This window comes from Streptomyces sp. NPDC047886 (assembly GCF_043204435.1).
Lineage (GTDB): Bacteria > Actinomycetota > Actinomycetes > Streptomycetales > Streptomycetaceae > Streptomyces.
In genome coordinates this window covers 856,094-882,116 of sequence record NZ_JBIDCF010000002.1, presented here as the reverse complement: position 1 = coordinate 882,116, position 26,023 = coordinate 856,094, and the positions used below count along the sequence as shown (strand labels likewise).

At 72.1% G+C, this 26,023-nt stretch carries 24 protein-coding genes; 15 read left to right on the top strand and 9 right to left on the bottom strand.

Annotated elements, in window-relative coordinates; genetic code table 11:
* The first annotated feature begins 210 nt into the window (after positions 1–210).
* The 12 genes from ACGF5U_RS09660 (at position 211) to ACGF5U_RS09605 (ending at position 15,059) form a co-directional block, all read left to right on the top strand.
* Positions 211–1,515: a DUF6716 putative glycosyltransferase gene (locus tag ACGF5U_RS09660; protein ID WP_392712187.1), complete on the top strand. Its 1,305-nt coding sequence runs from the start codon at positions 211–213 to the stop codon at positions 1,513–1,515.
* A gap of 14 nt (positions 1,516–1,529) precedes the next feature.
* Entirely contained in the window at positions 1,530–2,855 is a 1,326-nt protein-coding gene (locus tag ACGF5U_RS09655) for a cytidylyltransferase domain-containing protein (protein WP_392712188.1), read from the top strand.
* Positions 2,856–2,935: 80 nt separating this feature from the next.
* Positions 2,936–3,823 carry an N-acetylneuraminate synthase family protein gene (locus ACGF5U_RS09650; RefSeq protein ID WP_392712190.1) on the top strand — a complete coding sequence of 296 codons (888 nt, stop codon included), beginning with the start codon at positions 2,936–2,938 and terminating at the stop codon, positions 3,821–3,823.
* Entirely contained in the window at positions 3,820–5,064 is a 1,245-nt protein-coding gene (locus tag ACGF5U_RS09645) for a hypothetical protein (RefSeq protein WP_392712192.1), read from the top strand. The genes ACGF5U_RS09650 and ACGF5U_RS09645 overlap by 4 nt, the downstream gene beginning before the upstream one ends.
* 261 nt (positions 5,065–5,325) lie before the next feature.
* Entirely contained in the window at positions 5,326–6,552 is a 1,227-nt protein-coding gene (locus ACGF5U_RS09640; RefSeq protein ID WP_392712630.1) for an amidohydrolase, read from the top strand.
* 825 nt (positions 6,553–7,377) lie between these two features.
* Complete coding sequence (locus tag ACGF5U_RS09635; RefSeq protein WP_392712194.1) at positions 7,378–8,424, top strand: BMP family protein; 1,047 nt, start codon at positions 7,378–7,380, stop codon at positions 8,422–8,424.
* 249 nt (positions 8,425–8,673) lie between these two features.
* Positions 8,674–10,245, top strand: a complete 1,572-nt coding sequence (locus tag ACGF5U_RS09630; RefSeq protein WP_392712631.1) for an ABC transporter ATP-binding protein — start codon at positions 8,674–8,676, stop codon at positions 10,243–10,245.
* Positions 10,242–11,351 carry an ABC transporter permease gene (locus tag ACGF5U_RS09625; RefSeq protein ID WP_392712196.1) on the top strand — a complete coding sequence of 370 codons (1,110 nt, stop codon included), beginning with the start codon at positions 10,242–10,244 and terminating at the stop codon, positions 11,349–11,351. Before ACGF5U_RS09630 ends, ACGF5U_RS09625 begins: the two co-directional genes overlap by 4 nt.
* The gene (locus ACGF5U_RS09620; protein ID WP_392712198.1) at positions 11,348–12,619 is read left to right on the top strand and encodes an ABC transporter permease; all 1,272 of its coding nucleotides are present in this window, start codon (positions 11,348–11,350) and stop codon (positions 12,617–12,619) included. Before ACGF5U_RS09625 ends, ACGF5U_RS09620 begins: the two co-directional genes overlap by 4 nt.
* Positions 12,616–13,017 (top strand): cytidine deaminase, encoded by a 402-nt coding sequence (locus ACGF5U_RS09615; RefSeq protein ID WP_392712199.1) that lies wholly within the window; start codon positions 12,616–12,618, stop codon positions 13,015–13,017. Before ACGF5U_RS09620 ends, ACGF5U_RS09615 begins: the two co-directional genes overlap by 4 nt.
* A gap of 143 nt (positions 13,018–13,160) precedes the next feature.
* A complete protein-coding gene (locus ACGF5U_RS09610) occupies positions 13,161–14,438 on the top strand; it encodes a thymidine phosphorylase (protein WP_392712200.1) in 1,278 nt (425 codons plus the stop codon).
* 261 nt (positions 14,439–14,699) lie between these two features.
* Complete coding sequence (locus tag ACGF5U_RS09605; RefSeq protein ID WP_392712201.1) at positions 14,700–15,059, top strand: STAS domain-containing protein; 360 nt, start codon at positions 14,700–14,702, stop codon at positions 15,057–15,059.
* Here ACGF5U_RS09605 and ACGF5U_RS09600 read toward each other — a convergent pair.
* The 3 genes from ACGF5U_RS09600 to ACGF5U_RS09590 all read right to left on the bottom strand — a co-directional run bounded on the left by ACGF5U_RS09600 (position 14,992) and on the right by ACGF5U_RS09590 (position 18,238).
* Positions 14,992–15,969: a sigma-70 family RNA polymerase sigma factor gene (locus ACGF5U_RS09600; RefSeq protein WP_392712202.1), complete on the bottom strand. Its 978-nt coding sequence runs from the start codon at positions 15,967–15,969 to the stop codon at positions 14,992–14,994. The two genes, ACGF5U_RS09605 and ACGF5U_RS09600, sit on opposite strands and share 68 nt — an antisense overlap.
* Positions 15,970–16,066: 97 nt before the next feature.
* Positions 16,067–16,714, bottom strand: coding sequence for a L,D-transpeptidase family protein (locus ACGF5U_RS09595; RefSeq protein WP_392712633.1), 648 nt, complete (start codon positions 16,712–16,714; stop codon positions 16,067–16,069).
* Between the two features lie 216 nt (positions 16,715–16,930).
* Positions 16,931–18,238 (bottom strand): MFS transporter, encoded by a 1,308-nt coding sequence (locus tag ACGF5U_RS09590; protein ID WP_392712203.1) that lies wholly within the window; start codon positions 18,236–18,238, stop codon positions 16,931–16,933.
* Between the two features lie 62 nt (positions 18,239–18,300).
* Between ACGF5U_RS09590 and ACGF5U_RS09585 the strand changes: the two genes are divergently transcribed.
* Positions 18,301–19,266 carry a LysR family transcriptional regulator gene (locus ACGF5U_RS09585; RefSeq protein WP_392712204.1) on the top strand — a complete coding sequence of 322 codons (966 nt, stop codon included), beginning with the start codon at positions 18,301–18,303 and terminating at the stop codon, positions 19,264–19,266.
* A gap of 255 nt (positions 19,267–19,521) precedes the next feature.
* On the opposite strand, the gene ACGF5U_RS09580 is transcribed toward ACGF5U_RS09585, so the two are convergent.
* Positions 19,522–20,298, bottom strand: coding sequence for an alpha/beta hydrolase (locus ACGF5U_RS09580; RefSeq protein ID WP_392712206.1), 777 nt, complete (start codon positions 20,296–20,298; stop codon positions 19,522–19,524).
* 129 nt (positions 20,299–20,427) lie between these two features.
* On the opposite strand from ACGF5U_RS09580, the gene ACGF5U_RS09575 reads away from it, so the two are divergent.
* Together ACGF5U_RS09575 and ACGF5U_RS09570 are read left to right on the top strand one after the other, a co-directional pair.
* The gene (locus ACGF5U_RS09575; protein ID WP_392712207.1) at positions 20,428–21,582 is read left to right on the top strand and encodes an adenosine deaminase; all 1,155 of its coding nucleotides are present in this window, start codon (positions 20,428–20,430) and stop codon (positions 21,580–21,582) included.
* A gap of 137 nt (positions 21,583–21,719) precedes the next feature.
* A complete protein-coding gene (locus ACGF5U_RS09570) occupies positions 21,720–22,058 on the top strand; it encodes an ATP-binding protein (protein ID WP_392712208.1) in 339 nt (112 codons plus the stop codon).
* A gap of 113 nt (positions 22,059–22,171) precedes the next feature.
* On the opposite strand, the gene ACGF5U_RS09565 is transcribed toward ACGF5U_RS09570, so the two are convergent.
* The 5 genes from ACGF5U_RS09565 to afsQ1 all read right to left on the bottom strand — a co-directional run bounded on the left by ACGF5U_RS09565 (position 22,172) and on the right by afsQ1 (position 26,004).
* On the bottom strand, positions 22,172–22,372 hold the full coding sequence (locus ACGF5U_RS09565; protein WP_392712209.1) for a PspC domain-containing protein: 201 nt from the start codon (positions 22,370–22,372) through the stop codon (positions 22,172–22,174).
* Positions 22,373–22,461: 89 nt separating this feature from the next.
* A complete protein-coding gene (locus ACGF5U_RS09560; RefSeq protein WP_392712210.1) occupies positions 22,462–23,085 on the bottom strand; it encodes a VanZ family protein in 624 nt (207 codons plus the stop codon).
* 72 nt (positions 23,086–23,157) lie between these two features.
* Positions 23,158–23,778, bottom strand: coding sequence for a hypothetical protein (locus tag ACGF5U_RS09555; RefSeq protein ID WP_392712211.1), 621 nt, complete (start codon positions 23,776–23,778; stop codon positions 23,158–23,160).
* Entirely contained in the window at positions 23,765–25,330 is a 1,566-nt protein-coding gene (locus ACGF5U_RS09550) for an ATP-binding protein (protein ID WP_392712212.1), read from the bottom strand. Before ACGF5U_RS09550 ends, ACGF5U_RS09555 begins: the two co-directional genes overlap by 14 nt.
* Positions 25,327–26,004: a two-component system response regulator AfsQ1 gene (afsQ1, locus tag ACGF5U_RS09545; RefSeq protein ID WP_392712635.1), complete on the bottom strand. Its 678-nt coding sequence runs from the start codon at positions 26,002–26,004 to the stop codon at positions 25,327–25,329. The genes ACGF5U_RS09550 and afsQ1 overlap by 4 nt, the downstream gene beginning before the upstream one ends.
* Between the last annotated feature and the right edge of the window lie 19 nt (positions 26,005–26,023).

Below are 26,023 nucleotides of genomic sequence, written 5' to 3'. Positions count from 1 at the left end.
GATTCACCGGGGGATTCGCCGAAGGATTGACCACGCGCGAGACGCTAGGAGTCGGCCCGTCATTCGCTCCGACAGGCGGAGGGATACGCGGTGAACATCGGGCGGCGTACTCCTTAACCCGATTGCCACCGAATTGCCGCCAGCCGCTGTTCATCCTTTGTTGCGGCCGAGTTGGGCCGCGAAGCGGAATGCCTTCCTAACGTCCTGGCCGTGCCCTCAAGCAACCGAGCCGAGGTACGGGTCGCCGTGCTCGCCGACTCCGACACCCGATGGAAATGGGGTGCGCTGACCGCGCGCCGCATCGCCCCGCCCGACACGGACATCACCGGCTACGCGCTGCGCGGCCGGGCCACGCCGACGCCCAGGCAACTGGCCGAGGTCGGCGCCGGGACGCCCCGCGAGGTCACCGGCGCGGAGTTCCTGCGGGCGGTACGGGACGAGGAGTACGACGTCCTCGTCCTCGCCCTCGTCGGCGGCACCGTCCAGGCCATGCTGCACGGCCTCGCCGGGATGGCCCTCCGCCGCAGGCCGGTGATCGTCACCGGCTACGTCGGGATCGTCTACGAGAAGCTCGCCGACGGGCTGCTCCTGAGGCACGGCGCGGACGTCGTCCTCGCCAACTCGCGCGTCGACGCGGCGCGTTTCCGGGCTGTGTACGAGGGAGTCGGCGCCGACGCGTCGTCCGTGGTCGAGGCGGCGCTGCCGTTCCTCGGCGGGGCGCCGTACCGCCCCCACGCGGGCCGCGACACCGTCGTGTTCGCCGCGCAGCCGTCCGTACCGGCGACCCGCGCCGACCGTACGTACCTGCTGCGGCGGCTCGTCGGCCACGCGCGTCTCCACCCGGACCGCGAGGTGCTGCTCAAGCTCCGCTCACGGCCGGGCGAACACACCACGCACATCGAGGAGCTGCCGTACCAGAAGCTGGCGCGGAACCTCGCCGCCCCGCCCAACCTCCGCCTCGTGCACGGCAACATGGGTGAGGTCCTCGACCGTACCGACCTGCTGGTCACCGTCTCGTCAACGGCCGCCCTGGAGGCGCTGCACCGGCGCGTCCCGACCGCCGTGCTCACCGACCTGGGCGTACGCGAGGCACTGGGCAACCACCATTTCATCGGGTCGGGCCTGCTCACCTCCTGGGACCGGCTCGACGCCGGGCACCGCCCGCAGCCCGACGAGACCTGGCTGACCGGCCAGGGCGTCGCGTCGGACGGCTCGTACGCCACCGCCTTCGACACGGCGCGGGCCCGGGTCGCGGAACTCCTGGCGCTCGACGCGCTGCCCCCCGTCACCCCCTACTACACCCCGACCACAGCCCCCGGCTATCTGCCCGGCGTGCTCGCCCGCCACCGCCTGGACGCCACCATCCCCGCCGCCGCCACCGACGGTTTCGGCCCCGGGGGCGTACCCCGCGTACGGCGCGTGTTGCGCGACGCGGTGCGCGGGGCGGCGCGCGGCGCGTACCGCCATGGCGTGCAACGCGTGGCCCCGGTGATCCGCCGGCTGGGCGAGCTGTGAAGGAAGGCCGGCCCATGCGCACTCCCCGACCCGCATCCCCCGACCGCGACCCCGCCTCCGCCGGGCGCACCGTGCTGGCGGTGATCCCCGCCCGGGGCGGATCCAAGGGCGTACCCGCCAAGAACCTCGCCCCCGTGGGCGGCGTCCCGCTCGTCACACGTGCCGCCCGCGCCTGCCTGGGCGCCCGGCTCGTCACGGACGTCGTCGTCTCGACGGACGACCCCGCGATCGCGGAAGCAGCCCGCGCGGCCGGCGCCGAGGCCGTCCGGCGCCCCGAGGCCCTGTCGGGCGACACGGCCACGAGCGAGTCCGCCGTGCTGCACGCCCTCGACGCGCACGAGGCGGTGCACGGCCGCCGGGCGGACGTGGTGCTGCTCGTCCAGTGCACGAGCCCGTTCCTGACCGGCGCCGACGTGGACGCCGTGGCGGCCGAGGTCCTGGAGAACGGCGCCGACACGGCCGTGACGGTGGCCCCCTTCCACGGCTTCCTCTGGCGCGAGGGCGAGGGCGAGGGCGAGGGCGAGGGCGACACAGCGGACGGCGGCACCGACGCAGACACCGGCACCGACGCAGACACCGGCGGCGGCGTGGGCGGGGCCGTGGGTGTCAACCACGACAAGGCCCACCGCCCACGGCGCCAGGACCGGCCCCGGGACCTCCTGGAGACGGGCGCCGCCTACGCCATGGACGCGGCCGGCCTCCGCGTCCACGGGCACCGCTTCTTCGGCCGTACCGCCCTCGTGGTCACGGATCCCGCCCGCGCCCTGGAGATCGACGACCCGCACGACCTCGCCCGCGCACGGGCGCTCGCACCGCTCCTGGACGCGGCCGACACCCCGGTCCTGGACGACATCGACGCCGTCGTCCTCGACTTCGACGGCACGCAGACCGACGACCGCGTACTCATCGACGCCGACGGCCGCGAACTCGTGGCCGTCCACCGGGGCGACGGCCTCGGTGTCGCCGCGCTGCGCCGCGCGGGACTCCACCTGCTCATCCTCTCCACCGAGCAGAACCCGGTCGTCGCCGCCCGCGCGCGCAAGCTCCACATCCCCGTACTCCACGGCGTCGACCGCAAGGACGCCGCCCTGAAGCACTGGTGCGACGAGTACGGCATCGACCCGCAGCGGGTGCTCTACGCCGGCAACGACGTCAACGACCTGCCCTGCTTCGGCATGGTCGGCTGGCCCGTCGCCGTGGCCGACGCCCATGACGCGGTTCGGGCCGCCGCCCGTGCCGTCACCACCACCCCCGGCGGCTCCGGCGCCATCCGCGAGATCGCCTCCTGGCTGCTGGGCCCCGCCCTCGACCCCCGCGCGCACCACCCCGTACGCCGCTAGCCACCCGCACCGCCAGCCACGCACACCGCCAGGCACGCACGCCGCCAGGCACGCACGCCGACAGGAGAGAGAACCGACCCATGACCACCCGTCTGCGCACCCTCGGCCGCAAGACCGCCGGACCCGGCCGGCCCGTGTACGTCACCGGTGAGATCGGCATCAACCACAACGGCGACCTCGACAAGGCGATCGAGCTGATCGACGCCGCCGCCGCGGCGGGCTGCGACGCGGTGAAGTTCCAGAAGCGCACCCCGGAGATCTGCACCCCGCGCGACCAGTGGGACATCGAGCGCGACACGCCCTGGGGCCGGATGACGTACATCGACTACCGCCACCGCGTCGAGTTCGGGGAGACCGAGTACCGGGCCATCGACGACCACTGCCGGGAGCGCGGCATCGACTGGTTCGCGTCGCCGTGGGACACGGAGGCGGTCGTGTTCCTGGAGAAGTTCGACCCGCCCGCCCACAAGATCGCCTCGGCCTCGCTCACGGACGACGAACTGCTGCGTACCGTGCGGGCGACGGGCCGCACGGTCGTCCTCTCCACCGGGATGTCGACACCGAAGCAGATCCGGCACGCCGTCGAGGTCCTGGGCAGCGACAACATCCTCCTCTGCCACGCCACGTCCACGTACCCGGCGAAGGCGGAGGAGCTCAACCTGCGGGTGATCGAGTCGCTCCAGCAGGACTACCCCAACATCCCGATCGGCTACAGCGGCCACGAGACCGGCCTGCAGACCACGCTCGCGGCGGTCGCGCTGGGCGCGGTGTTCGTGGAGCGGCACATCACCCTGGACCGCGCGATGTGGGGCTCCGACCAGGCCGCGTCCGTCGAGCCGCAGGGCCTCGCACGGCTCGTACGGGACATCCGCACGATCGAGACGGCACTCGGCGACGGCGTGAAGAAGGTGTACGAGTCGGAGCTCGGCCCGATGAAGAAGCTCCGCAGGGTCCCGGCCGCCGCATGAGGCCCGCGACCGCCACCCTCGCCTTCGTCGAGAGCCCGGTCCAGCTCCTGAACGTCCTGGAATGGGCCCACGCCCCCGCCGACCCCACCGTCCGCACCCCCGCCCCCGCGCCCGTCCCCACCCACACCCGCACCCCCACCCGCACCCGCACCCCCACCCACGCAGCCACCCCCACCCCCACCCACACCCCCGCCCTCGACCCTGCCGATGACGAGCCGGCCGAGGGCCGCCGGACCGGGCGCGCCGGGGCGGGAGACGACCCGGCGGTCCCCCCGGCGGCGGACGGCCTCACCGTGGTCGTCCTGTCGCCGACCGATCCGATGTCCCGGGGCCAGCTGCGCCGGATGGTCCAGCTCGCCCGGGACGAGGGCCTCACCGTCCGGTGGCAGGAGGCGCGCGGCGGACGCGGTGCCCTGACGCGGACCCTGCGGGCGCTCGCGCCGCTGCTGAGGGGCGCCGAGCGGGTCGTCGTCGGCGACCCGTTCTCGCGGTACGTGCAGCTCCTGCTGACCCTCTTCGGCCCCCGCCACCTCACCGTCGTGGACGACGGCACGGCCACCATGGAGTTCGCGGCCCAGCTCGCGCGCGGCGAGCGCCTGGTCCGCTGGCACCGCCGGGGCACCCGGGGCCCGCGCGAGCTGGCACTCGCCCCGGTCACGGCGCTCGCCCGCCGCCGGCTCGCCCCGGGCCGCGACCGTACGGTGGAGATCTTCACCGCACTGCCGGTCGAGCCTCCGCCCGGCACCACGGTCACCGCGAACCGGTTCGCCTGGACCCGCGCCCGCTTCGGCCCGCCGCGCCTCACCGGGGGAGCGGACCTCGTCGGCACGTCCCTGGTCGAGACCGGTGTGGTGGACGCCGACCGGTACGCCGACGCCGTCGCCGCACTCGCGGCCGCGCACGGCGCCACTCGCTATTTCGCCCACCGCCGTGAGAGCGTGGAGAAGCTGCACCGCATCGCGGTGGGGACGGGCCTGGAGATCGTGCGCCCCGACCTCCCGCTGGAGCTGATCGCCCGCCGTGGCCCGATCGGCCGTACGGTCGTGAGTTTTCCGTCCACGGTGGCGCACACGCTCCCGCTGGCCCTGGCCGGCACGGGCATCAGGATCGCGGTGTGCGACATCGCGCCGGAGTGGCTGCGCGAGAGCGCCTCGCCCCGGGCGCGCGGCTTCCTGGCGGGCGTCGCCGAGTCGGCACGTACGGCGCACGGTCTGTCGCTCTACGGCGCGACCGGAGTGTGACGCGGACGGTGAGGCGAGGATGACGCGCGGCTGACGCGAGGGTGGCGCGGGGCGGGAGACCGGGCGTGAACGACTGCCAACACCGGCCGCTCCATGATCAATCAGAGATCCATTACGGTCCAAAAGTGCGTGAGCTTACCCACTTCCACCGGCACTCAAGCGCCTCCGGCCAGGTTTCTTTCCCCTATCGGGCTGAAGTTTTGTAGATCACACGTCAGTTGAGGGGTAAAGACGCCTACCCTTTGATGGGTGAACAAGTTGATGTCCCGCGAGCCCGAAGCCGACGTTCCCGGCGAAACGCCCCTCCTCGGTACGCTGCCGGAGTCCCTGCGTACCGAGCTGATCGCCTTCCGCCGGGATTTGCACATGCACCCGGAGCTGGGCAACCAGGAGTTTCGCACCACCGCGGCGCTCAAGGCACGGCTGGAGGCGGCGGGCCTGCGCCCCCGCGTTCTGCCCGGCGGCACGGGGCTCACGTGTGACATCGGCACCTGGGACGGCCACCGCCCCATGCTCGCGATCCGTGCCGACATCGACGCGCTGCCCATCCCCGACACCAAGGTGGACTGCGCCTACCGCTCCACCGTCCCCGACCGGGCGCACGCCTGCGGGCACGACGTTCACACCACCACCGTCCTCGGGGCCGGTCTCGTCATGGCGGACCTCCACCGGCAGGGTCTGCTGCCCCGCCCGGTGCGGCTGATCTTCCAGCCCGCCGAGGAGGTGCTGCCAGGCGGCGCCGTCGACGCCGTGGAGGCGGGCGTCCTGGACGGCGTCGGCAAGATCATCGCGGTGCACTGCGACCCCCGGGTGGACGCGGGCCGCATCGGGCTCCGCGTCGGCGCCATCACCTCCGCCTGCGACCGCCTTGAGGTCACGCTCGACGGGCCCGGCGGACACACCGCCCGCCCGCACCTGACCACGGACCTCGTCACGGCAGCCGCACGCGTCGCCACCGACGTGCCGGCGCTGCTGGCCCGCCGGATCGACGCCCGTTTCGGGCTCGTCCTCACCTGGGGCCACATCTCCTCCGGGCACGCGCCCAACGTCATCCCGCAGACCGCCGAGCTCGGCGGCACCGTCCGCTGCCTGGACCTGGAGGCGTGGCGCGACGCCCCCGACCACGTGCACGCGGCCATCGACGAGGTGGCGGCGCTGCACGGCGCGAAGTCGCAGATCACCTATGTGCGGGGCGTCCCCCCGGTCGTCAACGACCCGGTGGTCACGGAGCTGCTGCGGGAGGCGATGACGGCGCGCCGCGGGCCGTACGCGATCGAGGACACCGAGCAGAGCCTCGGCGGCGAGGACTTCTCCTGGTACCTGGAGCACGTCCCGGGCGCGATGGCCCGCCTCGGCGTCCGCCCCCCGGGCGACACGACCCGCCGTGACCTCCACCGGGGCGACTTCGACGTGGACGAGGCGGCGATCAAGGTGGGCGTCGAACTCTTCACCGCCGCCGCCCTGATCGACGCCGGCCCCACCCCCTGACGCCCAGACCCGGCGGCAGCCCCCAGGAGCCTGCCGCCGGGGAGCCCACCCGCCGGACGCGCCCACCCCCGCACCCTCCAGCCCCGGAATCCCACCCCCGGCGCCCCGCGCCCGCCCGGGCCGCACCCTCCAGCCCCCGGGCGCCACGCCCCCGGCGCGCCCCCGCGCCCGCCCCCGCCGGGCCCGCAACCAGCGCGCCCCGCGCCCCGCAACCAGCGCCCCCCGGCGCCCCGCGCCCGCCCGCGCCGCACACCGCGCCCGACATGCCCAGCCGCACCCGCGCCCGCAACCCCTACCCACACCCCCCACCCACACCCCCTCACCCACCCACACCCCCACCCCGGGCCCTTCGGCCCCCAGGTGTCCGCCGGGTGGCCCTGCGCGTCGCGCCGGTCGGCCTGCCCTGCCGGGCCCTTCGGCCCTCCGCGCGGCCGTTCGGCCCTCCGAGCCGTGTCGCCGTGCGCGTCGCGCGTGGCCGGGGCGCCCCGCAGGCGCCCCGCGCGCCACTTCGGCACCTCAACACCCGCTCCCCGCCTGCGGAAACGGCGGGAATCGGCCATCGGGCGCGGTGGTCACGCGACCCGCCCGTCCGTCACCGTAGGTCACGGGTCGGCACCGTTCGTGTCGCTGTATGGTCCGAGTTATGCCACGATGGCCCGTATATGACTCATGCGGCAGTTGTGGCTTGCGTCCGGTCGCCGGGTCGTCTACGCGACGATCCGATAACGACTGATGAACGGGTCTTTAACTGACATCTACGCGCGTTACGATCGCCGCGAAACCAGCGCCGGAAGAGGCGCTTCGGTCAGGTCGAAGGAGCCCCCCTTGCGCCGGATCACCAGGATCGCCACCGTGGGCGTCGCGTCTGCGGCTCTCGCGCTCAGCGCAACCGCCTGTGGCGGAAAGAAGTCGTCGGACGCCGCGTCCGACGGTGAAGTCAAGGCAGCCATCGCGTATGACATCGGTGGCCGCGGCGACCAGTCGTTCAACGACGCCGCGTTCGCCGGTCTCGAGAAGGCCGAGAAGGACCTCGGTGTCAAGGGTACGGAGGCCGAGCCCTCCGAGGGTGAGGGTGACCCCGACAAGGTCCAGCGCCTCACCGAGCTGGCCCGCGCCGGCAACAACCCGGTGATCGGTGTCGGCTTCGCCTACGCCCCCGCCATCGCCGAGGTCGCGCCGAAGTTCCCGGACACCACGTTCGGTCTCATCGACGACACCTCGAAGACCGGCAAGAACATCGCCAACCTGGTCTTCAACGAGGAGCAGGGCTCCTACCTGGCCGGTGTCGCCGCCGCCAAGGTGACCAAGTCCAACACCGTCGGCTTCATCGGCGGCGTCGAGACCCCGCTGATCAAGAAGTTCGAGGCGGGCTTCGTCCAGGGCGTCAAGGACACCAACAAGAACGTCAACGTCAAGGTCCAGTACCTGACGCAGCCGCCGGACTTCGGTGGCTTCTCCAAGCCCGACCTGGGCAAGGCCGCCGCGCAGGGCCAGATCGACGCGGGCGCCGACGTGGTCTACGCCGCCGCCGGTCTCGCCGGTTCGGGTTCGATCGAGGCCGCCGCCAAGGCCGGCAAGTGGGCCATCGGCGTCGACTCCGACCAGTACAACCAGTCGGGGCTGAAGGCGTACAAGGAGCGCATCCTCACCTCGGTGACGAAGGACGTCTCGGGCGCCGTCTACAACCTCATCAAGTCGGTGAAGGACGGCAAGCCGCAGTCCGGTGAGGTCCGCTACGGCCTCGACGCCAACGGTGTCGGCCTGTCGACCTCGAACCCGGCCTTCACCGAGATGACCGATGTGATCGCCGCGGTCGACAAGGCCAAGGCGGACATCGCCGCCGGCAAGGTCACCGTCAAGACCGCCCCGTAACACGGAGTCGGCCTGGCCGTCCCCGTGTCACGGGGGCGGCCAGGGTCCGCGGGCCCGGAGGGCGGCGCGAGCAGTCGCCTCCTCCGGGCCCCGGCCGGAATCCGGCCCCAGGTTTTTCGTCTTTGGCATTGCTACGCGCGTAGAACGCTCTCCGGCGCGATAACTTCGGCCCATTCCCCTGCTCGCGACAGCTCGCCCCGCCTGCCTTCCCTTGCTCCTCGACTCCTTTCTCGCCAAGGAGAGTGCGTCATCAACGCGTCCAGCCCTCCTCCTGCCGCGGTAGAACTGCGCGGCATTACCAAGCGTTTCCCCGGCGTCGTCGCCAACTACGACATCGACATCACCATCGGCAAGGGCACCGTCCACGCCCTCGTCGGTGAGAACGGCGCCGGCAAGTCCACCCTGATGAAGATCCTCTACGGCATGCAGAAGCCGGACGAGGGCACCATCACGGTCGACGGCAAGCAGGTCTCCTTCTCCAGCCCCGCCGACGCCATCGCCACCGGCATCGGCATGGTCCACCAGCACTTCATGCTGGCCGACAACCTGACCGTGCTGGAGAACGTCGTCCTCGGCAGCGAGAAGCTGTACGGCATCGGCGCCGGCGCGCGTAAGAAGATCAGGGAGATCTCCGACGCGTACAGCCTGAACGTCCGGCCGGACGTCCTGGTCGAGCACCTCGGTGTCGCCGACCGCCAGCGCGTCGAGATCCTCAAGGTCCTCTACCGAGGCGCTCGCACCCTCATCCTCGACGAGCCGACGGCCGTGCTCGTCCCGCAGGAGGTCGACGCGCTCTTCGACAACCTGCGGGAGCTCAAGGCCGAGGGCCTGACCGTCATCTTCATCTCGCACAAGCTGGGCGAGGTCCTGTCGGTCGCCGACGACATCACGGTGATCCGCCGCGGTACGACGGTCGGCACCGCCGATCCGCGCACCACGACCACCAAGCAGCTCGCCGAGCTGATGGTGGGCACCGAGCTGCCCTCGCCGGAGACCCGCGAGTCGACCGTCACCACCGTGCCGATGCTGGACGTGAACGACCTCCGGCTGTCCCAGACGGACCCGGACGGTGTCGTCCGTGACGTCCTCGGTGGCATCACCTTCACCATCCACAAGGGCGAGGTCCTGGGCATCGCCGGTGTCGAGGGCAACGGCCAGACCGAGCTGATCGAGGCCCTCATGGGTCTGCGCCAGCTCGACGGCGGCGTGATCACGCTCGACGGCACGGACATCTCGCGCGCCGCGACGCGCAAGCGCCGCGAGGGCGGCATCGGCTACATCCCCGAGGACCGCCACCGGCACGGCCTGCTGCTGGAGTCGCCGCTCTGGGAGAACCGTATCCTCGGCCACGTCACCGAGAGCCCCAACAGCAAGCGGGGCCTGCTCGACCCGAAGGCGGCCCGCCAGGACACCGAGCGGATCGTGCGCGAGTACGACGTCCGGACCCCCGGCATCGAGGTCACCGCGGCGTCCCTGTCCGGCGGCAACCAGCAGAAGCTGATCGTCGGCCGCGAGATGAGCCACAGCCCCAAGCTGCTGATCGCCGCCCACCCCACCCGCGGTGTGGACGTCGGCGCGCAGGCGCAGATCTGGGACCAGATCCGGGAGGCCCGCCGTGAGGGCCTGGCCGTGCTGCTGATCTCCGCCGACCTGGACGAGCTCATCGGGCTCTCCGACACCCTGCGGGTGATGTTCCGGGGCCGGCTGGTCGCGGACGCCGACCCCGCCACGATCACCCCGGAGGAGCTGGGCTCGGCCATGACCGGCGCCGCCACCGGCCACCTTGAGCACAACGAGAACGCGGACGGTGAGGGCCGATGAAGAAATTCGACAAGGACAAGGTGCTGCTGGGCCTCGCGGGCCCGGCACTCGCCCTGGTCGTGGCCTTCCTGCTCACCTCCGTGGTGCTGATCGTCTCGAACCGCAATCCGATCGAGCCGTACCAGATCATGGTCGAGAACGCCGAGTACACCGACGTTCAGGTGCTCATCCTCAACCAGACCGGCACGTACTACCTGGCCGCCCTGGCCGTGGCCGTCGGTTTCCGGATGAACCTGTTCAACATCGGTGTCGACGGCCAGTACCGCCTCGCGGCGATGCTCGCCGCCGTCGTCGGTGCCTCGGTCGAGCTGCCCGGCCCCCTGCACGTCCTGCTGATCGTGCTCGTCGCGATGCTCGTCGGCGCGTTCTGGGCCGGTATCGCGGGCTTCCTGAAGACCACCCGAGGGGTCAGCGAGGTCGTCGCGACGATCATGCTGAACGCCATCGCGACCAGCCTCATCGCCTGGATGATCCTGCCCGCCAACCTCGGAGTGCAGCCGCCCGGCTCCAACGACCTCACCACCGGTGAGATCGCCGAGTCCGGCTGGATGCCCGGCCTGGACATCGACGGCGGTGTGATCTACGGCTTCACCTTCGTCGCCTTCGCGCTCGGCATCGTCTACTGGTTCATCCTCAACCGCACCCGCTTCGGCTTCGACCTGCGCGCCACCGGCGCCAGCGAGTCCGCCGCCCAGGCGAGCGGTGTCGACGCCAAGAAGATGATCATTACGGCGATGCTGATCTCCGGCGCTGTCGCCGGTCTCGCCGGTATGCCCATGCTGCTCGGCCAGACCCACACCTACAGCCTGAGCTTCCCGGCCGGTGTCGGCTTCGTCGGCATCACCATCGCCCTGCTCGGCCGCAACAACCCGATCGGCATCTTCTTCGCCGCGCTGCTCATCTCCTTCCTGGAGAAGACGTCCGGCTCCCTCGACCAGTACGGGTACGAGAAGGAGATCGCCACGATCATGCAGGGCCTGATCGTGATCTCGGTGGTCGTCTCCTACGAGCTCGTCCGCCAGTACGGCCTCCGCCGCCAGCAGCAGAAGGTCGGCGAGGAGCTGGCCGCCCAGGCCCGCAAGAACAAGGAGGAAGTGGCGGCATGAGCGAGTCCACGAGCACCGTCTCGGCGGTCGGCACCGCCCCGAAGAAGGGCGGAGGACGCCGCAAGCTGTCCCTGCCCGTCATCCTGCTGATCATCGCGGGCGGCCTGCTGCTGTTCTCGCTGGTCCGGGTGATCAGCGGAGCCAACGACCTCACCTCCATCGGCCAGGTCTCCGGCGCCCTCCAGCTCGCCGTGCCGATCGGTCTCGCCGGTCTCGGCGGTCTGTGGGCCGAGCGGGCCGGTGTGGTCAACATCGGTCTCGAAGGCATGATGATCCTCGGCACCTGGTTCGGTGCCTGGGCCGGCTACCAGTGGGGCCCCTGGGTCGGCGTCCTCCTCGGCATCGTCGGCGGCGCCCTCGGCGGTCTGCTGCACGCGATCATCACGGTCACCTTCAACGTGAACCACATCGTGTCCGGTGTGGCCATCAACATCCTGGCCGTCGGCGCCACCCGCTACCTGTCGAACTTCACGTTCGCCGAGGCGCCGGGCGGTTCCTCCAAGCAGTCCCCGCGCATCGACCGGGTCGCCGACATCACGATCCCGGGACTCTCCGACGGGTTGGCCGATCTCCAGGCGAAACACTGGTTCTTCGTCTCCGACCTGGCCGGTCTCCTCGGCGGCCTGGTCACCAACCTGTCGCTGCTGACCGTCGTCGCGCTGCTGCTCATCCCCGCCACCTGGTGGATCCTGTGGCGTACGGGGTTCGGTCTGCGCCTGCGCTCCTGCGGTGAGAACCCGATCGCGGCCGAGTCCCTCGGCGTCAACGTCTACAAGTACAAGTACATCGCGGTCATCGTCTCCGGCGGCCTCGCGGGCCTCGGCGGCGCCTTCCTCGCCATCGTCTCCACCGGCATCTACCAGGAGGGCCAGACCGGCGGCCGCGGCTACATCGGTCTCGCCGCGATGATCTTCGGTAACTGGATGCCGGGCGGCCTCGCGCTCGGTGCCGGACTGTTCGGCTTCACCGACAGCCTCAAGCTGCGCGGCGGCGCCGACAACGTCCACGCCATGCTCCTGCTGCTGGCCATCCTGCTGATCGCGGCTGCCCTGTGGCAGCTGTACAAGAAGAAGTACGTGCACGCGGTGGTCTCGGCCGCCGTGTCGGCCCTGCTCTTCCTGTGGTACGCGATGACCGACCAGCTGCCGAGCCAGTTCGTGGACGCGGCCCCGTACGTGGCCACGCTGCTGGTCCTCGCCCTGTCCGCGCAACGGCTCCGCATGCCCAAGGCCGACGGCATGCCCTACAAGAAGGGCCAGGGCAAGTGACGTCCACCGACCCGCCCTTCGACTGGGAGGCCCTGCGCGACGCGGCCCGGGACGCCATGTCCCACGCGTACGCGCCGTACTCGGGCTACCCGGTCGGGGCGGCGGCCACCGTCGAGGACGGCCGCATGGTCACCGGATGCAACGTGGAGAACGCCTCGTACGGCATCGGCCTCTGCGCCGAGTGCGGGCTGGTCTCGCAGCTCCAGGCCACCGGCGGCGGGCGGCTCACGCACTTCGTGTGCGTGGACGGCCGGGGCGACGTCCTGGTCCCGTGCGGCCGCTGCCGGCAGCTGCTGTTCGAGTTCGGCGGCGGTGAACTGCTGGTGGACACCCCCGAAGGGGTGCTGACCCTGGACGCCATGCTGCCGCAGGCGTTCGGTCCGAAGCACCTCACCTGATCGACCCGCGACCCTCCGCCCCAAGGTCCCGCTTCACACGGCCAGGGGACCCCGGGGCGGAGGGTCGCGGCACTTCCCCTCTCTATGCGCGTAGAGTCGCGCTGGTACGTCGTCGGTACCCCGCTGGAAGGAACACTTAGGCCATGGACGCGATTTCCGTCATCCGCACCAAGCGGGACCGGGGCGAGCTCAGCCCGGAGCAGATCGACTGGGTCATCGACGCGTACACGCGCGGCGAGGTCGCCGACGAGCAGATGTCGTCGCTCGCCATGGCGATCCTCCTCAACGGCATGAACCGGGCCGAGATCGCCCGCTGGACCGCCGCGATGATCGCCTCCGGCGAGCGCATGGACTTCTCCTCGCTGTCCCGCCCGACCGCCGACAAGCACTCCACCGGCGGCGTCGGCGACAAGATCACTCTGCCGCTCGCCCCGCTCGTCGCCGCCTGCGGCGCGGCCGTGCCGCAGCTCAGCGGCCGGGGCCTCGGCCACACCGGCGGCACCCTGGACAAGCTGGAGTCGATCCCCGGCTGGCGGGCGCTGCTCTCCAACGAGGAGATGCTGCACGTCCTGGACACCACCGGCGCGGTGATCTGCGCGGCGGGCGACGGCCTGGCCCCCGCCGACAAGAAGCTGTACGCGCTGCGCGACGTCACCGGCACGGTCGAGGCCATCCCGCTCATCGCCTCCTCGATCATGTCGAAGAAGATCGCCGAGGGCACCGGCTCGCTGGTCCTCGACGTGAAGGTCGGCTCCGGCGCCTTCATGAAGAACCTCGAGGACGCCCGCGAGCTCGCCTCCACCATGGTCGGCCTCGGCACCGACCACGGCGTGAAGACGGTCGCCCTGCTCACCGACATGTCCACCCCGCTCGGCCTCACCGCGGGCAACGCCCTGGAGGTCCGCGAGTCCGTCGAGGTCCTCGCCGGCGGTGGCCCCGCCGATGTCGTGGAGCTCACCATCGCCCTGGCCCGGGAGATGCTGGACGCGGCGGGCGTCAGGGACGCCGACCCGGCGAAGGCCCTCGCGGACGGTTCCGCCATGGACGTGTGGCGCCGCATGATCGCCGCCCAGGGCGGTGACCCGGACGCCACCCTCCCGGTCGCCCGCGAGCAGCACGTGGTGACGGCCCCGGAGTCCGGCGTCCTCACCCGCCTCGACGCGTACGGCGTCGGTGTCGCCGCCTGGCGCCTCGGTGCGGGCCGCGCCCGCAAGGAGGACCCGGTGCAGGCGGGCGCCGGCATCGAGCTGCACGCCAAGCCGGGTGACACGGTCACGGCGGGCCAGCCGCTGCTGACGCTGCACACGGACACCCCGGAGAAGTTCGACTACGCCCTGAAGTCCCTTGAGGGCGTCTGGGACATCGCCCCGGCGGGCACGGCGTTCACCCCGAACCCGATCGTCCTGGACCGCATCGCCTGACCATCCGAAGGCGTACGCCCTTCGGCGTGAACGGGACCGGTAGCCCTTACCGGTCCCGTTCGGCGTACCGGGCGCCGGGAGAACCGACGACCGGGCGCCGGACGAACCGACGACCGGGTGCCGGGAGGACCGACGACCGGATGCCGGGAGGACCGACGGAAACGGTGGGGCCGTCGCGCGGCGGGTCCGGTGCGTGGCGGTCCTGTGCGCTCCCGACCCCCGCTCCGATGAGTTCCGGGCGCCGGCGGGGTCCCTGTTCATGTGAAGAACAGGGATCCCATCGTTCTGAGGCTCGCCGGCCCCGTCGAGCCCGCCGACGTCCCCCGCCTCCGCGCCCGGCTCGCCGAGCAGCTCGGCGCGCGGGCCTCGCCGGAACAGACCGTGGTCGTGGACGTCACCGACCTGGCAGGCCCCGGCCTCGCCGCCGTGGACGCGCTCGCCCGGCTGCATCTCACCGCCCGGCGCCTCGGCCACCGGCTGACCGTACGGGGCGCCGACGCCGACCTCCGCGCGCTGCTGGACCTGGTCGGGCTCGCCGACCGGCTCCTCCCGCTCACGCCTCCAGCCGGTCCGGAAGGTCGAACAGGGGGAACCAGCGCTTCACGTCCAGGAACGACGTGATCCCGGAGACCTTGCCGTCCACGATCTCGATGACCATGAGCGCCCACGGGCTGAACCCGCCTTCCGGGTCCGGATGGTAGTGGGCGAACGCCGGTGTGCCGTTCGCCACCGTGGCCACCAGCCGCGAGCCCCGGCACACCTCGCCGACGCCCAGCATCCAGCCCACGATGTCGTCGTGGCCCCGCAGCCACAGGTCGTACGGCGGCATGGACAGCGTCGCGTCCTCGTGGAGCAGCGCGGTCAGCGCCGCCATGTCGTACGCCTCGAACGCCGCCACGTAGCGGTCCAGGAGGCCGCGCTGCTCCTCGTCCAGGGGATCCGCGGTGTCCGTCCTGGCCGGGTCCGACGCGGCGAGCGTCGCCCGTGCCCGCTGGAGGGCGCTGTTCACCGACGCGACCGTGGTGTCCAGCAGCTCCGCCACCTCACCAGCCTTCCAGGCCAGCACCTCCCGGAGGATCAGCACCGCCCGCTGCTTGGGCGGCAGGTGCTGGAGCGCCGCCACGAACGCCAGGCGCACCGACTCCCGGGACAGCGCCGTCTCCGCCGGGTCGGCGGTCTGCGGCAGCACCCGCCCGTCCGGCACCGGCTCCAGCCAGGTGGCCTCCGAGTGGGCGGTGAGCCGCGCCTGCGCCACCGGCGTCGACTCCGTCAGGTCCATGGGGCGGGCCCGCCGGTTGCCGGCGTTCAGCGCGTCCACGCACACGTTCGTGGCGATGCGGTACAGCCAGGAGCGCAGCGAGGAGCGGCCCTCGAACTTGTCCAGGCTCCGCCAGGCACGGACCATCGTGTCCTGCACGGCGTCCTCCGCCTCGAACGCGGAGCCCAGCATCCGGTAGCAGTAACCGGTCAGCTCGGTGCGGTACTGCTCCAGCCGGGCTTCCTGGTCCTCAGGCGCTGCCACATCACCCATCGCGTCCACCCCTGTCGCGCTGTTCGTGCCTACCCTTCGGAAGCTACCTCAGGGCACTGACAACAGGGGCGGAACACCGGCGGAACAGGGGGTCCGATCACGTGCCGGGCTTGCGCCCGTAGACGTACACGTCGTCGCCGTTCTTCAGCAGGTTCCAGTACGCCTTCGCGTCCGCCGGCCGCATGTTGACGCAGCCGCCCGAGCCGGGCGGGTTGTACATGGACTTGGTGGTGGAGTGGAACGCCTGCCCGCCGTCGAAGAACTGCGAGTACGGCATCCTGACCTTGTAGATCGTCGACCAGTGATCGATGCTCCGCCAGTAGATCTTCTTGGCGCCGGTACGGGTCTCGGCCCCGTCCCGGCCGGTGCGGACCGGTACCGGCCCGTACTTCAGCTTCGCGCCGTCCTGGATCCAGCTGAGCTGTCTCGTGAGGTCGACACAGGCGATCCGGCCCTTGTCGGTCGGGCACTTGCCCGCCTTGTTCGGGTTCTTGCCGGCCGCCCGCTGGGCCAGCATCGTGCTCATCGTCCGCCAGGTGATCGGACCGGCGTACCCCGCGGTCGGGGTGATGCCGTGGGCCCGCTGGAAGGACTGGATCGCCTGGCAGTCCCCGGGCGACTGGCGGCCGTCAACCGGCCGTCCGAGGAACTGCTCCACCTGCTTCTGGTACGGGCCGGTCTGCGTCGTGCAGGACGCGGCCTGTGCGGTACCGGCGCCCAGCGCCATCGTCAGCGGAACCACCATGCCGGCCACGCCGAGCGCCGCTCCGGCACGTTTCACTGCCCCACCCATGACACCCACTCCCCTTGAGTCCGTGCGGTTGTCGTACCCGTAGGACGCTCGGCGAAGCGGCGCGGTTGTAGGGGAGCGGGTACGTATTTCGACGCCCGCCGGGCCTGCGCGCCCGCCGGGCCCTGCGCGCCCGCCCGTTCTCTGGCCGCCGGTCTCGGCGCTCCCGTCTCAGCGCCCGGCCGTGGCCGCCGCCGTGGCCCGGGAGGCGGACCGGGCGACAGCGGCGGAGGGGGCGAGCCGCCGCCGCTCCGCGCGGGCGCTGTGCGTCCCGTACAGCGTGATCGACACGACGCCGAGCACCGCGACGAGCCCGAGGAGCACCGTCCCCGCCCAGCCGCCCGCGTGGAACGCGACCGCGCCGAGCGTGCCGCCGACGCTGCTGCCCAGGTAGTACGCGGACTGGTACAGCGCCGACGCCTGCGCCCGCCCGGTCTTCGCCGTACGGCTCACCGCGGACGAGGCCACCGCATGCCCCGCGAAGAAACCGGCCGTGATCAGCACCAGTCCCAGCAGCACGGCCCCGAGGGAGGCCGCGAGCGACAGCAGCAGTCCGGCCGCCGTCGTCGTCACCGCCAGGTACAGCGCGCCGCGCCGCCCCATCCGGCCGACCAGCCTCCCGGCCGCCGCCGACGACACCGTACCGACCAGGTACACCAGGAAGACGGAGCCCACGACGCCCTGCGGCAGCGAGAACGGGGCCTCGACCAGCCGGTAGCCGATCACCGTGTACACGGCGCCGAACACCGTCATGAACAGCGCGCCGATCGCGTACAGCCGCATCAGCAGCGGGTCCGACAGATGGGTACGCACCGTCCGCGCCAGCGCGCGCGGGTCCAGGGAGCCCGGCGTGAAGTGGCACGCCCGGGGCAGCAGCACCCGGTACGCGACCGCGCACACCACCGCGAGCACCCCGACGGCGGCGAGCCCGGCCCGCCAGCCCCACAGCTGCGCGGCCCACCCGGTGACGATGCGGCCGCTCATCCCGCCGATGCTGTTGCCCGCCACGAACAGCCCGATCGCGGCGATCAGGGCCTTCGGCCTGACCTCCTCCGCCAGGTACGCCATCGCCGACGCCGGCACACCGGCGAGCGCGGCGCCCTGCACGGCCCGCAGGACCACCAGCCACTCCAGGGTCGGCGCGAACGGCACCAGCAGTCCGACCGCGACGGCGACCGCGAGGGAGGCCGTCATCAGCGCGCGCCGCCCGAACCGCTCCGACAGGGCGCTCAGCGGCAGGACGCAGAGGGCGAGCGCGCCGGTCGCGGCGGACACGGTCCAGCTCGCCGCCGACGCGGTCACCGCGAACTCGGCGGAGATCGCCGGCAGCAGGGCCTGCGTCGAGTAGAGGAGGGCGAAGGTCGCGACCCCGGCGGCGAAGAGGGCGAAGCTCATTCGGCGGTAGCCGGGACGGCCGGGGGCAAGGCGGGAGTCGGCGCCCACGGGAACGGTGGACGCCTTGGTACTGGCGGAAGGCATGTCACGACCGTATGCGTCGCCATTTCATGCGTCCAATGCACGAAAAGGCTTTAATCGTTCCCATGGTGCATGAGTACAGCTCACAGCCTCGGCTGTCACTGAACAGTAACGAAGAAGACATGGGACCGCTGCTCGCGCCGCGCCTCGCGTACTTCGTGGCGGTCGCCCGGCACGAGCATGTGACCCGGGCCGCGCAGGAGATGGGCGTCCCGCAGTCGACGCTGTCGCGGGCCGTCGTACGGCTCGAACAGGACCTGGGGGTCGCGCTGTTCGCCCGCAAGGGCCGTACGGTCACGCTCACCCCGGCCGGGCGCACCTTCCTCACTTCGGCCGAGCGGGCCCTCGCGGAGGTCGAGCGGGCCGCCGACTCGGTGCGCGCCGACGCCGACCCCTCGGCGGGGCGCGTCGCGTTCGGCTTCCTGCACACGATGGGGTCGGAGACCGTACCCGGCCTCATCCGCGCGTTCCGCGTCACGCATCCCAAGGTCCGCTTCACCCTCGTCCAGAACTACGGCGAGGCCATGATCGAACGGCTCCGCGCCGGCGAACTCGACCTCTGCCTGACCTCGCCGATCCCCGACGCCCCCGACCTGGTCGCCCGCCGCCTCGACGAGCAGCGGCTCCGGCTGGTCGTGCCCGACGACCACCGTCTCGCGGGCCGCAAGCGCGTCCGCCTCGCGGAGGCCGCCGACGAAACGTTCGTCACCCTGGAACCCGGCTACGGGCTGCGCCGCATCACCGACGACCTGTGCGCGGACGCGGGCTTCAAGCCGCGCGTCGCGTTCGAGGGCGAGGAGGCCGAGACGCTGCGCGGCCTGGTCGCCGCCGGTCTCGGGGTCGCCCTGCTGCCCCCGCCCGCCGTCGCACGCCCCGGCGTGGTGGAGCTGACGGTCACGGCGCCGCGCGCGGCCCGTGAGATCGGTGTCGCCTGGCAGGCGGGCACCCCGGACACGCCCCCGGTCGCGGCGTTCAAGAAGTTCCTGCTGTCCCGGCGGGGCAAGCTCCTGTCGGAACCTGACGAGCGCTGACCCGCAGCCACCCGCGCGTCCCGACCCACCGGCCCACCGATCCATCGGCCCCAGCCGGCCCACCGTCCCCACCAGCCACCCGAATCCACGGGTCCACCCGGGCCCACCAGCCCCCAACGGCCCAGGCGCCCACGACCCACACGCCCACGGCCCGGCGATCTCCCGCCGCGACCCGCCGCGCCCCGCGCCCCGCCACGGCCCGGCGATCTCCCGCCGCGACCCGCCGCGCCCCTGGACGAACCCCTGGATCCGCGGCTAGAGCCGCAGCGCCCGCCCGAAGCCCGCCGCCAGCGGCATCCGCAGGCCCAGCGGCGGAGGTGCCGCCAGCGCGTCGGCGACCGGGCGCGAGAACGGGCGGGAGAACAGCGCGCCCATCACGAAGTCCACCATCAGCGCCCGTACTTCGCCCTGGTGCTGGCGCAGCGCGTGACCGTCCGAGTGCACCTCGAACCGGCAGGTGTCCCGGTTGGCCTTCTTGGCGCGCTCGGCCAGCCGGTACGACAGTTCGGGGTCGGTCCTGGCGTCGTTCGTGCCGTGCACGATCATCACCTGACGGCCCACCAGCTGCTTCACCGGCTCCGGCTTGGCCGCCATGTCGTCCTCGGGCAGCCAGGGGGCCAGCGCCAGCACGGAGTTGACCGCCGTGTGGCCCGCCGCGCGGAGCGCCGCCCGGCCGCCCATGCCGTGCCCGAGGAGGCAGACCGGCACGTCGCCGTACCGGCGTACCACCTCGGACGCGGCCCACTGCGCGTCCGCCGCGAGCTGCGCGTCGGTGCCGTTCCAGCCGCGCCCCCGGTAGCGCACCACATGGGCGACGAGGCCCTCGGCGCGCCCGGCCCGTACCAGCAGACGGGCCGGCGGGAGGGCCGCGGCGTGCGCCAACGGCGAGGCCCGGCGCGTCGACAGGGGCTCGCCCTCCGGCAGGAGCAGCACCACGCCGCCGACCGCCGAAGCGGTTCCCGAGGCGGTGACCGCCCGGCCGAGCCGGGGTGCCCGCGTGCCGCCCGTACCTACGAGTGCAGGGAGTGCCATGGCAGAACAGTCTCAGAAGCACGGGTGTACGCCAGCCGTATGGGCGGTCACTGTTACGTATCGGCGGCACGTCCGCACACATGTGTCGACACCGTCACTCTCTACGCGCGTAGGGGCTACAGTTCGAAAATGACGAGCCACACCCTCACCATCCCCACCGCGGACCAGATCCGCCGCGCCCCGAAGGTGCTGCTCCACGACCACCTCGACGGCGGGCTCCGGCCCGGCACGGTCATCGATCTCGCCGCCGAGGCCGGGTACGACGCCCTCCCGGAGAACGAGCCCGACAAGCTCGGCCTGTGGTTCCGCGAGGCGGCCGACTCCGGTTCGCTGGAGCGCTATCTGGAGACCTTCGCGCACACCTGCGCCGTCATGCAGACCCGCGAGGCCCTCGTGCGGGTCGCCGCCGAGTGCGCGGAGGACCTCGCCGAGGACGGCGTCGTGTACGCGGAGGTCCGCTACGCCCCCGAACAGCACCTGGAGAAGGGCCTCACCCTCGAAGAGGTCGTCGCCGCCGTCAACCAGGGCTTCCGCGAAGGCGAGCGCCGCGCCCGCGAGAACGGTCACCGCATCCGCGTCGGCGCGCTGCTCACGGCGATGCGGCACGCGGCCCGCGCCCTGGAGATCGCCGAACTCGCCAACGCCCACCGCGACCAGGGCGTCGTCGGCTTCGACATCGCGGGCGCCGAGGCGGGTTTCCCGCCCACCCGGCACCTCGACGCGTTCGAGTACCTGAAGCGTGAGAACAACCACTTCACCATCCACGCCGGTGAGGCGTTCGGGCTGCCGTCGATCTGGCAGGCGCTCCAGTGGTGCGGTGCCGACCGGCTCGGCCACGGCGTCCGCATCATCGACGACATCGAGGTCGCCGACGACGGCGGTGTCACTCTCGGCCGGCTCGCCGCGTACGTACGCGACAAGCGCGTCCCGCTGGAGATGTGCCCGACGTCCAACCTCCAGACGGGCGCCGCCTCCTCGTACGCCGAACACCCCATCGGGCTGCTGCGCCGCCTGCACTTCCGCGTAACGGTCAATACCGACAATAGGCTCATGTCGGGCACGAGTATGAGCCGTGAATTCGAGCTGCTGACCGAGGCGTTCGGCTGGACGCTCGATGACATGCAGTGGCTGACGGTCAATGCGATGAAATCAGCATTCATTCCTTTCGATGAACGACTGGCCATGATCAACGATGTCGTCAAGCCCGGATATGCCGAGCTGAAGTCCGAATGGCTGTTCACGCAGACCGCTGCGACCAGCAGTGATGCGCCCGGATCCGACTGAGGCGGGCATATGTGAACAGAAGAAAACGGCCGGGAATTCCATGACCCGGCCGTTTTCGGTGTTTGCGGGGCGCATCGGCGGCTGGCTAAGTTGCAGAGCCGCTCATCTCCCCCGAGTTCCCCCAAGGACGAATTTCGATGAAGCAGTCTGCCGCCAAGACCATCGGTGTCGCCGCGCTCGGTGCCGCTTTCGCCGCGACCGCCGCCGGCAGCGCCGCCGCTATCGGCGCCGTGCCGACCGGCGCCGCCCTGGACACGGCCACCAAGACGCTGCCGATCGAGCAGGCCGCCGCCCAGCTCCCCGCGGGCGCCACCGAGCTCGTGGCCACCGGTCAGGAGGCCCTCGGCGCCGTCACCCAGGGCATGCCGGAGACCCCGATCGGCACCCCCGCCGACCCGGTCGTCGGCCTCCTCGGCGGACTGCCCCTCGGCAACCTGCCCGTCGGCGGCGCCCTCCCCGTCGCCGGCCTCGGCTGAACCGACCGGCCGAGCGGAACCGGCGCGGACGCGCCGCACACACGACGCGACGGTGGGCGCGCACCTTGGCAAGGGTGCGCGCCCACCGCTGTCCACGCGTCTCTCGAACTCTCCTACCAGGCCGGGTTGCCGGACTTCTCCTCCGGCAGCAGCACCCACAGCGCCAGGTACAGCAGGAACTGCGGGCCCGGCAGCAGGCAGGACACCAGGAAGATCACACGCATCGTCGTCGCAGAGGTGCCGAAGCGCCTGGCCAGCGCAGCGCACACTCCGCCGATCATGCGTCCGTCACGGGGGCGGGCAAGTGCGGCCATGGTGGGCTCCTTCGCGAGCTTCGCGGAAGCCGCTCCGTCGGGCTTCCGATGACTCCATCATTCCCGGACGGAAGGGGCGAAGCGTCGGACTACGGGGCGATCCCGACCCTGGGAATCGTCGGGGTCGCACCCTGACCCGCGTCATCCCGCAGCAGGGTCGCGCCCCGCCGCCTCCTGCCCTCGGCGGAGGCCACCGCTCCACCGCGGCCGCGCCGCCCGGAAGCCGACCCCCGGCACTCACCCGCCCCCGGCCGCCTACGGCGCAGCCGCGCCCGCCAGGCGGGCACCACGGCCAGGTGGGCCAGCGCCACACCGGCCGCGTTCAGCAGCATCGCGTCCACATCCACGACCCGCCCCGGCACCGCCGTCTGCAACAGCTCGATACCCAGCGACACCAGCGCCCCGGCCGCCACCGTCCTGGCCAGCGAAGCCCACGGCGACACATCCAGCCGGCCGTCCACCATCGGCAGCAGCACCCCGAGCGGCGCCAGCAGCAACAGGGCCTCACCGATCCGCCGCGCCGCCTCGACCGGGCCCAGCGCCAGATCCGCCTTGATCCCGGCGAGCGGCTCCAGATTGGCCGCCGTCACCCAGGGCACGTCCAGCGGCCGCAGCGTCAGCCACCCCACGAGCACCAGATGGACGAGGAGGAGGACGAGCCCCGCCACGCGGAAGCGGATGGCGGCACTGCCGCCCGAACCTTGACGCTGCACGCCCCCCAAGACGCGAGGAACGTCAGGATCGGTTCCGTCGCGCCCCCACAGACTCCGGCGGCCCCGCGAGGATCAGAAGACGTGCGACGGCACGGCCGACTCGGGACGCTCCTTCAGCGACGCCGGACACTGGTAGCGGCGTACCGGATAGTCGCCGGGACCGCCGAGCAGCGCCTCGCCCGACACGGCCGTCGCCTCGCTCTCCGCGTACGTGCACACGATCTGCGACAGCGCCGAAGGCGACAGGTCCTCGGGCTGGCGGCTCAGCCGCAGCGCCCCCGCCGGGTCGCCCGCGCGGCCGCCCGCCACGGTCAGCGCCTCCTGCACGTACGTGGTGAAACCGGCGTCCCGCTCCGCCTCCGACGGCCGCTCCCGCAACTGCTCCAGCAGCGCCCGCGCGGTCGCCACCCGGGCGTCCCGCACCCCGGGGCCCGGCAGCACCGCCGAACGCTCCACCGCCTCCAGGCCCGACGCGCACACCAGGTACACCCGGACCGGGACACCCCCCTGCGCCTGCGTGGCCACCGGCGTACCGGAGACGCTGCACGGCAGCCGGGACGGCGCACCGCCCGCGTCGACCGGTACCGACGTCGTCCTGATCCCGCACCCGGCCGCGACGGCGGCGACCACGGCGATCCCCGCGAGCGCGACCGTCCGCCGCCACCGGCGGTGCGGCCGCTCACGCATCCTCATGCCCGGCACCCCTCTGCCCCCGGTCCTCTCCACCGTCCGTGCCGTCGCCGCCGCGTGCGGCCCGCTCACCGCCGGAACCGTGCTGTCCGGCGATCCCCGAACCGTCGCGCGGCAGCCGCAGCGTGAACACCGCGCCGTCCCCGTCGGGCGAGTTGGCCGCCGTGATGCCACCGCCGTGGATCAGGGCGTTCTCCATCGCGATCGACAGGCCGAGCCCACTGCCCTCCGAGCGCGGACGGGACGCGCTCGCCTTGTAGAAGCGGTCGAAGACATGCGGCAGTACGTCATCGGGGATACCGGGACCGTGGTCGCGCACCTCGATGATCAGGTCGTCGCCCACCGTCCGCACCGACACCCGCACCGGCGAACCACCGTGCTTGAGCGCGTTGCCGATCAGATTCGCCAGGATCACATCGAGCCGCCGCGGATCGAGCCGCGCCATGATGCCCCGCTCGGCGTCCAGGTCCACGGCGTCCAGCCAGGCCCGCGCGTCGATGCACGCCGTCACCTGGTCGGCGACGTCGACGTCGTCCAGGACCAGCTTCGCCGTACCCGCGTCGAAGCGGGTGACCTCCATCAGGTTCTCGACGAGCGTGTTCAGCCGCCGGGTCTCGCTGACCACCAGCGCCACCGCCGGTGCGATCATCGGATCGAGGCCGTCCTGCTCCTCCTCCAGGACCTCCGTCACCGCGGTCAGCGCCGTCAGCGGCGTCCGCAGCTCGTGCGACATGTCGGCGACGAACCGGCGGCTCGACTCCTCCCGGGCGCTCATGTCGGCGACCTTCTTCTGCAGGTTCTCCGCGGCGCTGTTGAACGTCCGGGACAGTTCGGCCAGTTCGTCCGTGCCCGACACCCGCAGCCGGGTGTCGAGCCGCCCCTCGCCCAGCCGCCGCGCCGCCTCCCCGAGCCGGTGCACCGGCTTGAGCACCGTCGTCGCCGCGGCCTGCGCGAGCAGCGCGGCGGCCAGCAGCGCGACCAGCGTCGCCACCGCCAGCGACCAGGCCAGCGAGTTCAGGTCCTGCCGCTCCGGCTCCAGCGACTTGAACATGTAGCCGGTCGGCCCGCCGCCGATGATCCGCGTCCCGCCGACCAGGTACGGCGTCCCGCCGCGCGTCGTCCGCAGCCAGAACAGGTGGTACGGGTACTCGTTGCCCGAGGTGATCTGCTGCTGCTTGTCGACGGCCGCCCGCAGCGACTCCGGTACGTCGTCCAGCGTGAACCGGTCCGGGTCGGACGCCCCCACGATCGGCTTGCCCTCGGCGCGCTCGCCCAGCAGCAGCACGCTGTACCCCGAACCGCCGCCGCCCATCTGCTCGGCGGTCCGCCGCAGTTCGTCCTGCGTGGGACGCAGCGGCAGCGTCGCCGCCCGGTTCTGCATCTCCTGCCGGAAATCGCCCAGCGCCGCGTCCTGCGTACGCGTGAGCACGGCCTCCCGGTTCAGCCAGTACGCGATGCCCGACGCGGCGACCGCGGCCGTCAGCGCGACCAGCGCGAACACGACGATGAGACGCAGCCTCAGACTGGTCCACCGCAGCCCGGCGGCCGCGCTCACGAAGGGACGTCCAGCCGGTAGCCGACACCGCGGACCGTACGGATCAGCGTCGGCGAGGACGGCACGTCCTCCACCTTCGCCCGCAGGCGCTGCACACACGCGTCCACCAGACGCGAGTCGCCCAGGTAGTCGTGCTCCCACACCAGCCGCAGCAGCTGCTGGCGCGACAGGGCCTGACCGGGCCTGCGGCTCAGCTCCAGCAGCAGCCGCAGCTCCGTCGGCGTCAGCTGGAGGTCCTCGCCGTTCTTCGTCACGGTCATCGCGGCCCGGTCGATGACCAGCGCCCCGAACGTGGCCGAGTCCGTGGCCTCCCGCTCACCCCGGCGCAGCACGGCCCGGATCCGGGCGTCCAGCACCCGGCCCTGGACGGGCTTGACCACATAGTCGTCGGCGCCGGACTCCAGTCCGACGACGACGTCGATGTCGTCGCTCCGCGCGGTCAGCAGAATGATCGGCAATTGATCGGTACGCCGAATACGCCGGCACACCTCGAAACCGTCGATGCCGGGCAGCATCACATCGAGCACGATCAGATCGGGCCGTTGCTCCCGCAGCAGTTTCAGGCCGTCCTCACCCGTCGCCGCGGTGGCCACACGGTGGCCCTGGCGTGACAGGGAGAGTTCGAGGGCCGTGCGGATGGCGTCGTCGTCCTCGATCAGCAACAGGAAAGGCACGGACGTCATTCTGTCCCAT